The sequence below is a fragment of the Thermococcus waiotapuensis genome, from assembly GCF_055384795.1.
Genome location: NZ_AP042429.1, coordinates 1,557,343 through 1,572,447, shown reverse-complemented (window position 1 = coordinate 1,572,447; position 15,105 = coordinate 1,557,343). Strand labels below are relative to the sequence as shown.

Below are 15,105 nucleotides of genomic sequence, written 5' to 3'. Positions count from 1 at the left end.
TCACTCACCGGCGAGCTCTCTAAGGGTCTGAATTATGTATTCTATATCTTCCTCGTTAACTCCGGGATGAACTGGGAGGCTGAGAACCCTCTTGCTCGCTTCTACCGAGTTGGGACAGCAGTCCTGCTCGTAACCAAGCTCCTTTAAGAGCGGCTGGCGGTGAAGTGGAAGCGGGTAGTAGATTCCCGTTCCGATACCTCTCTCCCCGAGCTTCTGGGCAAGCTCATCCCTGCTCAGAGGGAACTCTTCCTCAACCCTTATCGTGTACTGGTGGTAGACGTGCTTGACGTTGGGAGCAACATAAGGTGGGGTCAGCCCGGTTATTTTTGATATTCCCTCACTAAGCTTCTTGGCGTTTTTTCTCCTCGCTTCGTTCCATTCGTCCAGCTTCCTCAGCTGAACCCTACCAAGTGCCCCAGCCATGTTCGTCATCCTGAGGTTGTAACCAAGGGTAACGTGGTAGTAGCGCTCCCTCTGGCCGTGGTTCCGTATCAACCTGGCCCTTTCGGCTAATTCGTCATCGTTGGTAACCACCATTCCGCCTTCGCCAGTCGTCATGTTCTTAGTCGGATAGAAGCTGAACGCCGCTATATCCCCGAAGGTTCCCACCTTCTGGCCGTTGTATTCTGCGCCATGAGCCTGGGCACAGTCCTCGATGAGGTATAGCCCGTGATCCTCGGCTATCTCCTTGAAGGTCCCCATCTCAGCCGGCTGGCCATAGAGGTGAACGACGAGAATAGCTTTTGTTTTGTCAGTTATCTTTTCGAGAACGTCGTTTGGATCGAGATTGAAAGTTTTAGGATCAATGTCCGCAAAAACTGGCTTCGCCCTCTGGAAGAGGATCGAGCTGGCGGTAGCAACGAACGTAAATGGAGTGGTTATTACCTCATCCCCATCCTTTATTCCGAGAGCCTTTAGAGCAACATCGAGGGCAGCTGTTCCGTTGGCAACTGCTACTCCATGTTTTGCCCCTAGATAATCAGCGAACTCCCTCTCAAAGGTCTCAACGATCTTTCCGTGAGCGAGCATTCCGCTCTTAAGAACCTCAACGACTGCTTCTATCTCTTCATCCCCTATGAGAGGCTTGGCTATGGGTATGTTCCTCATTTTCAGCACCTCTTATCCTTTTCCTTCAAATAGCGCTCGTAATCTTCCTTCCTTATTTTAACTTCCCTCCCACAGTGGGAGCACTTGAAGATTATGTGTTCCTCGTCTTCACCTGTTTTGTCTTTTTCTTCAAGTTTCCTACCACAGTAACAGACGAAACCCTTTAATCTGGCGGGATTGCCGTAGACGAGGCCGAAGGGTGGCACATCTTTGGTGACGACTGAACCCGCACCAACCATCGCGTACTCGCCTATGGTAACGCCACAGACTATCGTTGCGTGTGCCCCTATGCTTGCTCCTCTCTTGACGAGGGTAGGAACAACCTTCCAGTCTTGGTTGAATGCCCTTGGATAGAGGTCGTTGGTGAACGTCATGTGTGGGCCCAGAAAAACGTCGTCCTCAACTTTAACACCATGATAAACGCTGACACCGTTCTGAATCTTAACGTTGTTTCCAATCTCAACATCAACATCGATGTAAACGTCTTTTCCTATGTTGCAGTTTCTGCCTATCTTGGCGCCCTTTCTGATGTGGGCGAAGTGCCATATTCTCGTTCCTTCTCCGATTTTGACATCTTCCTCAACAACTGCAAGGGGATGGACGAAATATTTCTTTTCATCCATTCACGAACCCTCCAAATTTTTGATCTGAAATAATGGAACCTTCTCCAGACCCATACTGTCTTTGTAATCAGCATCTATCGTCACGGCGAAGTCATATCCGTTGTAGAACGCGTATTCAAACCCCCGTCCTCAGGGCCTTTCCCTTGCCCCCGTTAACTTCATGCCTCACAACCACCGCCCCGCTCTCCCTGGCAATCTCAGAAGTTCTATCGATAGAACCATCGTCAACAACTAAAACATCCCCGTACTTCCTCGATAAAGCCACAACCGAGCCGATCGTCAGTTCTTCATTGTAGGCGGGGATTATTACCAGCATCTTCAATTTAGCTTCCCCCAGATCGCTGTAATTTGAGGGAGAGTTTCCAATAGCAGATATTACCAAACTGACAACTTCCAGGGCACTTATAAACCTTTCGCCACTCCCAAGTATCGGATCCCAAGCTCTCACCCATAATATAACTGAAACACGACAGGAACAAAGGTATCTCACATTTAAAGAAGTAAAAAGCCGGGTCACTGTCCCACCCCGACGTTCAGCTTCAGGCTCTGCCAATAAAATAGCCAGGGAGAAAACTCAAACTGTCACAAGGAGCTCCCTAACGGTTCTTCTCACGGCTTCATAGCTGTTCATCTTCGGCCTCCAGCCGGTTTTCTTGGCCTTCTCTATGCTCAGGCGCATGAGCTTGACGTCACCCTTCCACCCGCGGCCTCCATCTACGCCGCCCGTGAAAACGAACCTCGGCCTGAGGCCCATCTTCTCACTCACTATCTCCGCTATCTCCTTCACCGTTATCCAGTCGTCGTTGCCGATGTTGTAGAAGTCAACCGTTTTGCTTTCCTTCCTGAAGTGTTCGAAGATGTGAAGCATGCCCTCAACAGTGTCGCTCACGTGGAGATAGCTCTTCTTCTGCGTTCCATCGCCGAGTATTTCAAGCTCTTCCGGGTTCTTTTTCAGCTTGTTGATGAAATCGTAGATGACGCCGTGGTTGGAGCGCTCGCCTATGATATTGGCAAGGCGGAAGACTAAGGCCTTAAAGCCAAAGGTATGAGCATAGCCGCTGATTAAAGCCTCGGCCGCGAGCTTTGCCCCGCCGTAGACGCTTATTGGCTCCAGCGGGGCGTAATCTTCCGGGGTTGGAATTACTTCCGCATCGCCGTAAACCGTTGAGGAGCTCGTGAAGACGAGGTACCTAACGTTTGAGTCCCTCATCGCGTTGAGCAGGTTGTAGGTTATGAGGACGTTCGTCTCGTAGAGCAGCTCCGGGCTCTGAGCACCGATTCTAACCTCAGGGTTTGCCGCGAGGTGGAAGACGACGTCAACTCCCTCAACGGCCTTTTTGACGATCCCGGGGTCCCTCATGTCCCCCTTTATGAACTCAAAGCGCTCGTTTTCAAGCCAGCGCTTGACGTTGTCGAGGCTTCCGGCGCTCAGGTCGTCGAGAACCCTGACTTTGCTCCCCGATTCCATAAGCCTGTCCACCAAATGTGAGCCTATAAAGCCCGCACCGCCCGTTACAAGTGCTTTCATACGTACCACCAGAGCCTTATACGTACTCTGTTATTATTAATTTTTTGGGAAAAGCTTTTTATCTCCTGCATAGGAGTTTGAATCATGATGAGAATCTTCACGCTCCCGAAGAGGGAGAAGGAGGAAATAATCAAAGAACTCCGGGAAGCTTTGATTAAAAAGGGGGAAATCTTATTCGCTTACCTTCACGATTCGTTCCTCGAGGAGGGACCGTTCAGGGATATCGATGTGGGGATTTACATAAGGGGAACCGCTGACAGGTTCTATGAAATGGAACTGGAGGAAGAGCTTAGCAGGCTTGTGAAATTCCCCGTCGATGTAAGGATTTTAAACGACGCTCCGGTAGCGTTTAGGTTCCGGGCCATAGGTGGCAAACTCCTTTTCTCGAGGGATGAAAGGGCAAGGTGCAGATTTGAGGAGATAACAATGGCGGAGTACCATGACTATTCTTATCACCTTGAACTTTACAGGAGGGAGGCCCTTGGAATTCCTCAGGAAGACCCGCAATCATGATTTGTATCACTTCCGTAAAAATCTCGGAGGAGTGATTGAATGAAAGTCCTCATAATGGCGGGTGGTTACGCAACGAGGCTCTGGCCCATAACGAAGGACAACCCAAAGGCCCTGCTTCCGGTTGGAGAGAAGACGATACTCGATTACATCATGGAGAAGGTAAACGAGCTGGGCTTGGAGGCTTACATCTCGACCAACAGGTTCTTCGAGGCCCACTTCAAATCCTACGCGGAGAAGTACGGGGTTGGATTAATCGTGGAAGACACCCTCCATGAAGAAGAGAAGCTCGGCACCATAGGGGCGATGAAAAAAGCCCTCGATGAGCTCGGCCTCGACGACTACCTCGTCATAGCGGGCGACAACCTCTTCTCCTTCTCGCTCTCGGACTTTCTGAGGGCTTACGACGGCAAAACATTAATAGCGGTCTACGATGTAGGCGACCTTGAGCTGGCAAAGCGCTACGGCGTGGTTGTTCTTGAAGGGGACAGGGTTGTTTCCTTCCAGGAGAAGCCAGCCCAACCACAGTTCACGCTCATAAGCACCGGCGTTTACGTGTTCCCGGAGAGAGTCATGGAGCGCATAGATGAGTACCTCTCCAATGGCAACAGGGATTCGCCCGGCTATTTCCTCCAGTGGCTTCTGGAGAAGGGGGAGCCTATAAAGGCCTACCGCTTCTCTGATTACTGGTACGACATAGGCTCAGCGGACAGCTATCTCGAAGCCCTGAAGACTCTCCTCAAGGAGAGCCACATCGAGGAGATCCAGATAAGCCCGTACTCCAAGATAATCCCGCCGGTGGTTATAAAGAGGGGCACCAAAATCCTCGGACGCTCAATAATCGGACCCTACGCCTACATAGGTGAGGAGTGCGTCATCGAGAACTCCGATGTAAGCGATTCAATAATCTTCAGAAGGACGGTAATACGGGGCTCGACGATATGGCGCTCCATCATCGATGAAAAGTGCGAGATAAGGAACCTTGAGCTGAGGAAAAGCCTCGTCGGCGGGCATGCAAAGATACAGAGAGGGGAATGAGGGAAAGGAGAGACGGACACCGTGCTGAAAAAGCGGAAGTGAAAAGCCCCTGATATGGGAAGTTTTCAGGGCCAAGGAAGTCAAAACTTCATGGCCAGTGAGCTTTTAAAACCCGGCTTCCTTCCATCTCCCGGTGCTGAAGATGATCGGGCTGATGTTTGACATGGACGGTGTGATCTACCGCGGGAACAAACCCGTTGAAGGGGCGAAAGAGCTGATAGATTTCCTGAAGAGGAGGGGGATTCCATTCATATTCCTCACCAACAACTCAACCAAAGACCCGGCCATGTACAGGGAAAAGCTCCTCTCGATGGGAATTGATGTCCCCGAAGACAGAATTGTAACATCGGGCCTCGCGGCCAGGCTCTACATGGAGAAACACTTCAGGCCTGGAAAGGTCTTCGTCATCGGTGGAGAAGGCCTGCTGAGGGAGATGGAGCGCCTCGGCTGGGGAGTTATCGACGTTGAAAAAGCCAGAAAAGGGGAATGGAAAGAAATAGAATACGTCGTCGTCGGCCTTGATCCCTCTTTAACCTACGAGAAGCTCAAGTACTCCACGCTAGCCATAAGGAACGGGGCGAAGTTTATAGGCACGAACCCGGATACTACCTATCCGGCCGAAGAGGGCCTCTACCCCGGCGCGGGAGCGATAATAGCCGCAATTAAGGCCGCAACTGACACGGAGCCCCTGATAATAGGCAAGCCCAACGGGCCGGTTTATGAAGTCGCCAGAGAAAAGCTCGGGGAAGTTGAGGAAATCTGGATGGTGGGGGACAGGTTAGACACGGACATAGCCTTCGCGAAGCGCTTCGGCATGAAGGCCGTGATGGTTCTCACCGGGGTGAGCACGCTGGATGAGATCGAGAGGAGTGGTATAAAGCCCGACCTGGTCCTCCCGGGCGTCGGGGAACTGATTAAATACCTTGAGGTAGTGGAGGGGGAGAATGAAGCTGGAGGAACTGCTTAAGGGAGTGATCCGGCAGGAAAACGAGGCCTACAACCTCTACAAACTCGGGGAAGCGTTCGCAACCTACGAGAGGCCCGAGCTCGTTGAAGTCTTCAGGATTTTAGCTGAGGAAGAACTGAGGCACAGAAAAACCTTCGAAGGTTTGCTAAAAGAGAAAAGCCTGGAGGGGACACGGGTAATTGACTACCTGGAAGCCCTCTCCCTGGAGCCGATGCTCGAAGACGAAAGGCCAGAGCCTTCTTCCCTGGAGGAACTCGTCGAAGACGCCATAATACGGGAGAAACACGCCTACGAGTTTTATTTAAAGCTCTCGGAGATCCTCGGGGGCTCACTGGCCCAGATAATGAGGATGATGGCCGGGGAAGAGCTCAAGCACGCCTACAGGATGAGGCTTGTATACGAGGGGCTCTGAGAGAGCAGGATTTTTTATCCAATTATTGAACCCGGCCTTTTTAATCCAGTGGCTCAATCTACAAAACATAAAGACTCTTTTTGTCACCATGGCAAAGCTGAGCAGGGCAAGGTATATTTACCCCAGTCCATAACTACCGGGTGCTATTCCTTTTACCAAAAAACCTGAAAATGGGCAACAATAAGCCAGGGGTGTTTATATGGCAGTTGAAAAAGTGATGAAAAGGGACGGTAGAATCGTACCATTTGATGAGGAGCGTATAAGGTGGGCTATACAGAGGGCAATGCTCGAGGTCGGAATCCACGACGAGGATCTCCTCAACAAAGTCGTCAGAAGGGTTGTCAGGAGGATAAACCAGCTCTACGATGGCCAAATCCCAAACATAGAGAACATCCAGGACATAGTTGAGCTCGAGCTCATGAGAGCAGGCCTCTTCGACGTGGCAAAAGCCTACATCCTCTACCGCAAGAAGAAGGCTGAGATAAGGGAGGAGAAGAAGAAAATCCTGAACAAGGACAAGCTGGATGAAATAGACAAGCGCTTCTCGCTCAACGCCCTCCGCGTTTTGGCGTCTCGCTACTTCATGAGGAACGAGAAGGGTGAAATCGTTGAAAGCCCAAAGGAACTCTTCGAGCGCGTTTCTGTCCTGGCCGTTATTCCAGATATCCTCTACGATGAGAGGGTCTTCGATAAAAACGGGGGACACGAGCAGGACCCAAAGGCCATCGAGAAGTACCTTTCGAAGCTTGACGAATACGACGGGAAGCTCTCAATAGGCCGCTTTAAGCTGAACAAGTACCACTTCGAGAGGCTCCTGAACCTTTACCGCGAGCTCGCTGAAAAGGGCCAGATGAAGGTTTCAATCGATGAAATCGTCACGATGCTCGAAAACGGCGCCTTTGAGGGCTACGAGGATGAGGTAGAGGAGTACTTCAGGCTGATGACGGGTCAGGTTTTCATGCCGAACACGCCGGCCCTAATAAACTCGGGAAGGCCGCTCGGAATGCTCTCGGCGTGCTTCGTTGTCCCGATAGAGGATGATATGGAGAGCATTATGAAAGCGGCGCATGATGTTGCCATGATACAAAAAATGGGTGGTGGCACCGGCCTTAATTTCTCAAAGCTCCGCCCTGAGGGCGATTTCGTCGGATCCACTGCCGGAGCTGCCTCAGGACCAGTATCGTTCATGCACCTCATCGATGCCGTCAGCGACGTGATAAAGCAGGGAGGTGTCAGAAGGGGCGCAAACATGGGTATCCTCGAAGTCTGGCATCCAGATATAGAGAAGTTCATCCACGCCAAGGAGAGGAACACTGGAACCAACGTGCTCAGCAACTTCAACATAAGCGTCGGCATCTGGGAGGACTTCTGGGAAGCACTAAAGGAAGGCAAGCGTTACCCGCTCGTAAACCCGCGCACAGGTGAGAAGGTCAAAGAAGTCGACCCCAAGAGCCTCTTCGAGGAGTTAGCTTACATGGCCTGGGCGAAGGCTGACCCGGGGGTTGTTTTCTTCGACGTGATTAACAGGAGGAACGTGTTACAAAGTGCTAAGAATGAGCCAATTCGTGCTACTAACCCATGCGGGGAAGAGCCCCTCTACGACTACGAATCCTGCAACCTGACCAGCATAAACCTGGCAAAGTTCGTCAAGTATGACGATGAAGGAAAGCCCTACTTCGACTGGGACGAGTACGCCTACGTGATCCAGAAGGTGGCCAAGTACCTCGACAACGCCATCGACGTCAACCGCTTCCCGCTGCCCGAGATAGACCGCAACACGAAGCTCACCAGGAGGATAGGCGTTGGCATGATGGGCCTGGCGGACGCGCTCTTCAAGCTCGGAATCCCCTACAACAGCAAGGAGGGCTTTGAGTTCATGCGCAAGGCCACGGAGTACCTGACCTTCTACGCCTACAGGCAGAGCGTTGAAACTGCCAAAAAGCGTGGCCCGTTCCCGCTCTACGAGAAGACAAAGTACAAAGACGGTGAATTACCGGTGGAGGGCTTCTATCACCGCGAAATATGGAACCTGCCATGGGATGAGCTTGCTGAAGATATCAAGCGCCACGGTGTTAGAAACGCCATGGTCACGACCTGCCCGCCGACGGGAAGCGTTTCAATGATAGCCGACACCTCAAGCGGAATCGAGCCGATATTTGCCCTCGTTTACAAGAAGAGCGTCACCGTCGGCGAGTTCTACTACGTTGACCCCGTCTTTGAGACGGAGCTCAAGAAACGTGGCCTCTACAGCGACGAGATACTGAAGAAGATAAGCGACAACTACGGCTCAGTCCAGGGCCTCGAGGAGATTCCGGAGGAAGTGCAGAAGGTCTTTGTGACCGCCATGGACATCCACTGGCTCGACCACCTATTAGCTCAAGCCAACATCCAGCTCTGGCTCACCGACAGCGCAAGCAAAACCATAAACATGCCCAACGATGCAACGGTTGAGGACGTCAAGGCCGCCTATCTGCTCGCCTACAAGCTCGGCTGCAAGGGAGTAACGGTTTACCGCGACGGCTCGCTCTCGGTTCAGGTGTACAGTGTGGAGGGAGAGAAGAAGCAGCGCGTCAAGGCAAAACCGAGCAAATACGCAGTTGAGAAGCTTAAGGCGGTTGTTGAGGCCGAGCCGTGGCTTGCGCGCTTCATCAATGTCAATGCAATCCTCAACGGCACCAACGGGAAGAAGGGTACTGACCAGCCGGCGGGACTGACCTTCTCCCTTTCTCCCGCCCCGGCCCCCAAACCGGCCCACGAGAGCGTCAAGGAGAAGCCCGATATTCCGGAGGATAAGATAAAGGAGCTCTTGGGTGTTGCCTACTGTCCCGTCTGCTACGAGAAGGACGGCGAGCTTGTGGAGCTCAGAATGGAGAGCGGCTGTGCAACCTGCCCGCGCTGTGGCTGGAGCAAGTGCGTCATCAGCTAACCTCTTTTCTTCCCCCATTGACATTTTTCTGTTAAAGCATCCTTTTTAAGGGGCACGTTTTAACTTCCGACACTCAGAAGAGAGCTCGGGTGAGCCAGCTCAGCCGTTTGGGGGTGTTGACATGGACAAGGTCTATCTCACCTGGTGGCAGGTTGACAGGGCGATATTCGCACTGGCCGAGGAACTGAGGAAAAATTTCATGCCAGACGTGATAGTCGGAGTTGCCCGGGGTGGACTTATCCCAGCCGTGAGGCTCAGCCACATCTTAGGGGATGCCGAGGTCAAGGTCATCGATGTCAAGTTTTACAAGGGGATTGACGAGAGGATGGAGAAGCCCGTGGTAACGATTCCGCTTCACGGCTCACTGGAAGGCAAGAGGGTTGTTATAGTGGACGACGTCAGCGACACGGGGAAGACACTTGAGGTGGTCATCGAAGAGGTCAAAAAAGCCGGGGCGAGCGAGGTTAAGGTCGCATGTCTCAGCATGAAGCCATGGACGAAGGTCGTTCCGGACTTCTACGTCTTCAGGACTGACAAGTGGATAGTCTTCCCCTGGGAGGAGTTCCCCGTTGTGGTGAGGGAGTGAGGTTTTTGTTTCCGCACTTTTTTGCACCACTTATAATTCCCTTACTCTTGCTTCTTTTGACTGATTCCACGAGGAAAACATGGCTCAGAATAAATTTTTACTCAATAGAAAAGGGGGGGGGGATGGAAACTTACTAAAAGTAAGAGGAAAAATTTATAAGGAAGAGCTGCATAGTTAGTATTGCACGGCCATTGCGGAGGTGAACCCCGTGAAGTTGAAGCCGGCAGTGGTCATCGGGGTGTTGATTCTTCTTGGGTTTGGATACGTCCAAACCTCCCCCCTCGGTGGTGCCAGGGTTTCCCTCCTCGACGAGAATGGAAAACCCCTTACAGACCACGGGAAAGTTTATTACTCGGTATGGACCTTTGATGAGAACGGGAGCATTAAAACCCTCCAGAGGGGAACACTGAGCGGAGGCATTCTCAAGAATTTAATCCAGCAGGGGAACGTGATAAAACTCAACCTCGACGCGCCGAAGGGCATTGCAAAGAAAATAGGCTCAAAAACCGCCTTCATCGGAGTCGATGTGTGGGTAGAAAAGGATGGAGAGGTCTACACGCTACCGCCAGAGAGCTTTGAAACCGAATTAACTAACACCCTACTCCCGGAAAACATTGAACTCAAATTCAACCTTGGGGAAGCCAGAAAAACAGAGATTGCAGAAGTTAAAAAGAAGGCCGAGGTACAGCCTCAGGGCTACCTGAATCCACCGTGGCTCGAGTGGAGAACGAGCGAGCAGAAGTATTATGAAAACGTGGAAATACCCATCCTCATCGTCCACAACAACGTTTGGAGCGACATCTTCGGCACGGCCGACCTCGGGGCAACGGTTCAGAAGTACTGGGGGCCGGACGTGACAGTTGCACTCGGAGAGAAGATATCGGAGAAAGTTGAGTTTGATCCGGGCTCCATAAAGGTTAAAGCCCTTGGAAGATCAATAACAGACTACTATGCCGGAGGGGCCCACATTACAGTGCCCAAAGAACACCGGTGGGGCTATGTGTGGATCAGGGGAACCGTTCGCTATATTTACCAGAAGGAGTACATTTGCGAGCGCGATTCCAACAACAACGTTTTCTGTTCTCCGACAGACAATGAGAGATACTTTGCAAAGATAGACAGCTTTACCGTAGACCGGGTTAGTGGAAATATCAAACACATAGCAAGCGGTTCAACGCTGGGGAAGCCACCGTATAACTTTCCAAGCAGCTGGATGAAGAGATCGGATGGAATATCCTCGGGAGTAAACAGCCCAATATCGATTTCCGAGTTCTACGGAAAAATCTACATAGGAAGTGACGGCCACAGTTTTGGCGTGGGCGTGCCAATTGGGGCAATCTTGTACTCCCTATCACGTGGTACTATCCCGCCATGGTTTGCAACCGTAACCGTCGGCTTCAGTGTCGGTGATTACTCCAGCTATGTCATGCTTGGCCACTTAGAAAACGAAGGCCCTGAAAGCCAGGTGACTTTCTACGCCATGGAAAGCAATTACAAGGTAGAAATCCCAGTGAATCACTGGTTCTGGACATCATACGAGGACGTGAACGTTCCAGTAGGTCTTTACGTGGAAGTTGAACACAGTTGAGAACATCCCCCTTTCCAAAACCTCTTTAACCCCCTTTCTCCAACTTTTCTCGGTGGTGCTATGAGGGCGTTCATAGCGGTGGAGGTCAGCGAAGAGGTTAGGGACAACCTCGTGAAAGCCCAGGAGAGGATAGGGAGCAAAACGGCCAAGATAAAGTTCGTTGAGCGTGAGAACTTCCACGTGACGCTCAAGTTCCTCGGCGAAATAGACGAGGCAACCGCTGAGGAAGTCAAGAAGGCTTTAGCAGGAATAGCCAGAAGGCACAAAAAGCACCGCGTTAGAGTTAAGGGCGTCGGCGTTTTCCCGAACCTCAACTACGTGAGGGTAATCTGGGCGGGCATAGAGAACGACGAGGGACTTAAGGCGATGGCGGCCGATGTTGAGAGGGAAATGGGAAAACTCGGCTTTAAGAAGGAAAACGACTTCGTTGCCCACATAACCATCGGCAGGGTAAATTTCGTGAAGGATAAGCTTGAGCTTGCGATGGCGTTAAAAGACCTCGCCAGCGAGGACTTTGGTGAGTTCGAGGTTAACGCGATAGAGCTGAAGAAGAGCACGCTGACGCCGAAGGGGCCAATCTACGAGACAGTCGCTAGGTTCGAGCTGGCGGATTGAGGTGTGAGCATGGACATCTCCGTCATCGAGAACGTCCTCAAGAAAATACGCCCAACGGAGGAAGAGAGGGCCTTCGTTAACGGTCTGATGATGGAACTTGGGGAGATAGCAGAGGAGACCGTTGAGGAGCTCGGCCTTGAGGTTAAGCCCTACTTCGTCGGCTCCCTCGCGAAGGACACTTATTTAGCTGGAGATCACGACGTTGACCTCTTCTTGGCTTTCCCCCTCGAAACTCCCCCCGAAGAGCTCAGGGAAAAAGGCCTGGAGCTCGGAAAGGCCATTGCTGAGAAGCTCGATTCCCATGAGGTCGCCTACGCGGAGCACCCCTACGTGAGGGCAAGCTATAAAGGGGTGAGCGTTGATCTTGTACCCTGTTACAACGTTAATAGCTGGAGAGACGTGAAGACGGCCGTCGACCGCTCGATTCTCCACACGCGCTGGGTAAACGAGAGCATCAAAGGCAAAAACGATGAAGTCCGCCTCCTCAAGCGCTTTTTGAAGGGCATCAACACTTACGGTAGCGAAATTTATGTGCGCGGTTTCTCGGGTTACCTCGCAGAGATTCTGGTCATAAAGTACGGCTCGTTCCTTGACGTTCTTAAGAAGGCGGATTTCATGCTAAGGCAGAAGATAATTGACCCGGAAAACTGGCTGAGAAAAGAGCCCGAGATAGCGATGAGAACCGTGAAGAGGGAAGTTGAGTTGGACAGGCCTTTGATAGTCCTCGACCCAGTGGATCCGAGAAGAAACGTTGCGGCGAACTTGAGCTGGGAGCGCTATGGGGTTTTCTATTTCAACGCCATGGAGTTTCTCGAGGAGCCCTCGACGAAGTTCTTCTTCCCTGAGAAAGCGGAAGCTGGTGACTACCTGGATGAGCTCAGGAGGAAGGGAACCCACCTGGTGACGCTGATTTTTGGAAAGCCTGACTTAATAGATGACCTCCTCCTTCCCCAGCTCGAAAAGAGCGCACGGGGTTTGGAGAGGGCCCTGGAAAGGGAAGGGTTCGGAGTCTTAGGCTGGAACTGCGGTTATTCAGGCGATAAAGCCTTCATAATGCTTGAGGTGGAGAGAGTTGAGCGGCCGGCTGTGAAAATACACCCTGGCCCTGAGTTCTTCACCGAGAGGGGCAGGGACTTCTACAGGAAAAACGAGAGGGTCTGGCTGAGGGGCAAGATGCTCTACGCGGAGAAGAGGGTGAAAGAGAACATCCTCGATGTTATCTCCGAGCTCCTGGAGAAGAACCAGGCCTCCCTCGGGAAGAACCTGAGAGAAGCGGTAAAAGATGCAGATTTCCTCGTTGACTACGTCCCGAGCGAGTTGGAGGGGGAAGCCTATCTCTTCCTGAGCAGAAAGAAGGAGGGCCTGAAGGTTTAGGCCCTGTGCTCGCACCACTCCTTTTTCTCCCAATGCCCGTGCAACTCGCCCGGTATGTGGCCGGTGTCAGCAACGGCCCCATTGAAGTCATAGAGCACTTCAAGGGCTCCCCTTATCTCATTCGGAAGTGCTTCTTTACCCGTGTAGAGCGCCGCCCTCGTTACGACGTTGTAGGGGCTGTTGGGGACCTCGCTCTCAAGGGACTCAAACCAGGCTTTTTCGGTCGTCTCCCACCCCTCAAGGCCGGGTAGCTTGTAGAGGTCGTAGTCGTAGTAGAGCTGCGGGAAAGCCAGGAGCTTCATGTATTCCAGGAGAAGGAAGTTGGCCCTCTCCCCGAGACCCTCCTTCATGTAAACTTCCATGAGCTCTATGAGGGCCTTGCTTATCGCGGAGACATTTCCGAAGGTGACCCTGGTGTCGATGTTCTCCCAGAAGCGGGGGCAGGAGTGGTTCGCGAGAAGCATTATGTAGTACACCCTCCCGAGTTTCATCGCGAGCGTCGGATCAACGCCCTCTATGGGCTCCATTATGTAATCAACGCCCGTCTCCATGTCGAAATATTCGTAGTGCTCCCTGAAAAAGGCCCTGGAATAACGCACCAGAAACTCCTTGACGGACTCCCTGCTGGCCTTCTCAGAGTGCCTTAGGATCATGTCGATGACTCCAAAACGAATGGCCCTGTTGAGCTCCCGGAACAGCTCCGTGAAGGCATACTTCCACAGCTGGGAAACTTTTTTGCCCTTATACATGCGGTTAATCACCTTACCGTCTTCCCTCCTCATCCCGAGCCATCTCGTGTCCCCCGTCCTGCCGTCCAGGCTCAAATCATAGTAATCACTCCAGCTCGAGTAGTCCTTGACGTCTATCCTGAAGTGCTCGCTACACTCCCCATCGAGGCACCCGTACACCCCTTTTCTCTTTCTTCTCACGAACTCCACAGCGTTTACCCCTTCCACGCCCCTTTCATCGAGACCCTTCATCCACCCCAGGAACCTGTCAAGTTGCTTTGGATTGGCGAGCAGTGCCTCAAGATCACTCGCCAGGTGAACCAGGTATGGGATGCCGGCTTTCTCCTTGAAGACGTCAACCCTGCCCTCTGCAACAGCCCTGATCAGTCCCTCGACGTCGAGGGTGTTGAAGGCGAAGGCATCACTGAGCTGGTGGTCCCTGCCAAAAACGTAGGCCAGCTTTCCATCGCACCGATAGATGTTGCACGAGAACTTTGCCTGGGGCGGATTAAGGCCAATGAACTGCCTCTCATCAAGAAGGAAAACAACGTTAGCTGAAGTTGCATTTGCAACTATTCCCGCGGTTTCCCTGGTTATAACGCCCTCCGGCAGCCAGTAACCCACGGTGTCCTGCCCCTTGATGAAAGGCTCGTAAAAGTCAAAGGAAACCCTCGCAAGAACCTCCTGGTCAAACCGTCCCAGATGGGGCATTATGGGATGGAAAGGTGTTGTAGGAACCGCCTCCACTTGTTCGCCGAGGAGCTCAACTATCTCCCCGTATATGCGGGGCTTGTAGCTGAGTATCATGTAGAGGGTGAAAGGCTCAAAGTCGACGCTGACGCTCTTCTTAGGCAGCCTCCCGAGGACGTCGTTTGTGTATTCGTAGGCCTTTATAACCGCCCGGGTCCAGTTCCACCCTTTGACCTCGATGTCCCTTATCACAAGAGACACGGGGCTGAGCCTCTCGGAGTACTTTATGGGATCCCACCCCGAGCCGTCGTGGATGTAGATTATATCCCCCGGCTGGTAGGCGTGGAAATGATAGGAACGCTTCATCTGCATAAACCTCACCGAGTTTGATAGAGAAATTAGCTTTATGGCTC

The 15,105-nt window shown here is 52.1% G+C and carries 14 protein-coding genes; 9 read left to right on the top strand and 5 right to left on the bottom strand.

The features are described from left to right. The 4 genes from ACZ47M_RS08665 to ACZ47M_RS08650 all read right to left on the bottom strand — a co-directional run bounded on the left by ACZ47M_RS08665 (position 1) and on the right by ACZ47M_RS08650 (position 3,258). Positions 1–1,107, bottom strand: a complete 1,107-nt coding sequence (locus tag ACZ47M_RS08665) for a DegT/DnrJ/EryC1/StrS family aminotransferase (RefSeq protein ID WP_315341826.1) — start codon at positions 1,105–1,107, stop codon at positions 1–3. Positions 1,108–1,109: 2 nt separating this feature from the next. After that, on the bottom strand, positions 1,110–1,730 hold the full coding sequence (locus ACZ47M_RS08660; RefSeq protein ID WP_315341828.1) for an acyltransferase: 621 nt from the start codon (positions 1,728–1,730) through the stop codon (positions 1,110–1,112). A gap of 115 nt (positions 1,731–1,845) precedes the next feature. Continuing rightward, positions 1,846–2,046 carry a glycosyltransferase gene (locus ACZ47M_RS08655; protein WP_315342267.1) on the bottom strand — a complete coding sequence of 67 codons (201 nt, stop codon included), beginning with the start codon at positions 2,044–2,046 and terminating at the stop codon, positions 1,846–1,848. Positions 2,047–2,304: 258 nt separating this feature from the next. Further along, positions 2,305–3,258 carry an NAD-dependent epimerase/dehydratase family protein gene (locus ACZ47M_RS08650; protein WP_315342270.1) on the bottom strand — a complete coding sequence of 318 codons (954 nt, stop codon included), beginning with the start codon at positions 3,256–3,258 and terminating at the stop codon, positions 2,305–2,307. Positions 3,259–3,342: 84 nt separating this feature from the next. On the opposite strand from ACZ47M_RS08650, the gene ACZ47M_RS08645 reads away from it, so the two are divergent. The 9 genes from ACZ47M_RS08645 to cca all read left to right on the top strand — a co-directional run bounded on the left by ACZ47M_RS08645 (position 3,343) and on the right by cca (position 13,274). Beyond that, positions 3,343–3,771, top strand: coding sequence for a nucleotidyltransferase domain-containing protein (locus ACZ47M_RS08645; protein WP_315341830.1), 429 nt, complete (start codon positions 3,343–3,345; stop codon positions 3,769–3,771). Positions 3,772–3,810: 39 nt separating this feature from the next. After that, positions 3,811–4,806, top strand: coding sequence for an NDP-sugar synthase (locus ACZ47M_RS08640; protein WP_315341832.1), 996 nt, complete (start codon positions 3,811–3,813; stop codon positions 4,804–4,806). A 142-nt stretch (positions 4,807–4,948) separates the two neighbouring features. Further along, complete coding sequence (locus tag ACZ47M_RS08635; RefSeq protein ID WP_315342273.1) at positions 4,949–5,773, top strand: HAD-IIA family hydrolase; 825 nt, start codon at positions 4,949–4,951, stop codon at positions 5,771–5,773. Further along, the gene (locus tag ACZ47M_RS08630) at positions 5,751–6,185 is read left to right on the top strand and encodes a ferritin family protein (RefSeq protein ID WP_315341835.1); all 435 of its coding nucleotides are present in this window, start codon (positions 5,751–5,753) and stop codon (positions 6,183–6,185) included. The genes ACZ47M_RS08635 and ACZ47M_RS08630 overlap by 23 nt, the downstream gene beginning before the upstream one ends. Before the next feature lie 199 nt (positions 6,186–6,384). After that, on the top strand, positions 6,385–9,111 hold the full coding sequence (locus ACZ47M_RS08625) for an adenosylcobalamin-dependent ribonucleoside-diphosphate reductase (RefSeq protein WP_315341838.1): 2,727 nt from the start codon (positions 6,385–6,387) through the stop codon (positions 9,109–9,111). A gap of 121 nt (positions 9,112–9,232) precedes the next feature. Continuing rightward, entirely contained in the window at positions 9,233–9,697 is a 465-nt protein-coding gene (locus tag ACZ47M_RS08620; protein WP_315341841.1) for a phosphoribosyltransferase, read from the top strand. A gap of 208 nt (positions 9,698–9,905) precedes the next feature. After that, positions 9,906–11,285 (top strand): hypothetical protein, encoded by a 1,380-nt coding sequence (locus tag ACZ47M_RS08615; protein WP_315341843.1) that lies wholly within the window; start codon positions 9,906–9,908, stop codon positions 11,283–11,285. A gap of 60 nt (positions 11,286–11,345) precedes the next feature. Continuing rightward, a complete protein-coding gene (thpR, locus tag ACZ47M_RS08610) occupies positions 11,346–11,900 on the top strand; it encodes an RNA 2',3'-cyclic phosphodiesterase (RefSeq protein WP_315341845.1) in 555 nt (184 codons plus the stop codon). Positions 11,901–11,909: 9 nt separating this feature from the next. Next, on the top strand, positions 11,910–13,274 hold the full coding sequence (gene cca, locus ACZ47M_RS08605; protein ID WP_315341848.1) for a CCA tRNA nucleotidyltransferase: 1,365 nt from the start codon (positions 11,910–11,912) through the stop codon (positions 13,272–13,274). On the opposite strand, the gene ACZ47M_RS08600 is transcribed toward cca, so the two are convergent. Beyond that, complete coding sequence (locus ACZ47M_RS08600) at positions 13,271–15,064, bottom strand: glycoside hydrolase (RefSeq protein WP_315342275.1); 1,794 nt, start codon at positions 15,062–15,064, stop codon at positions 13,271–13,273. The two genes, cca and ACZ47M_RS08600, sit on opposite strands and share 4 nt — an antisense overlap. Positions 15,065–15,105 lie beyond the last annotated feature (41 nt).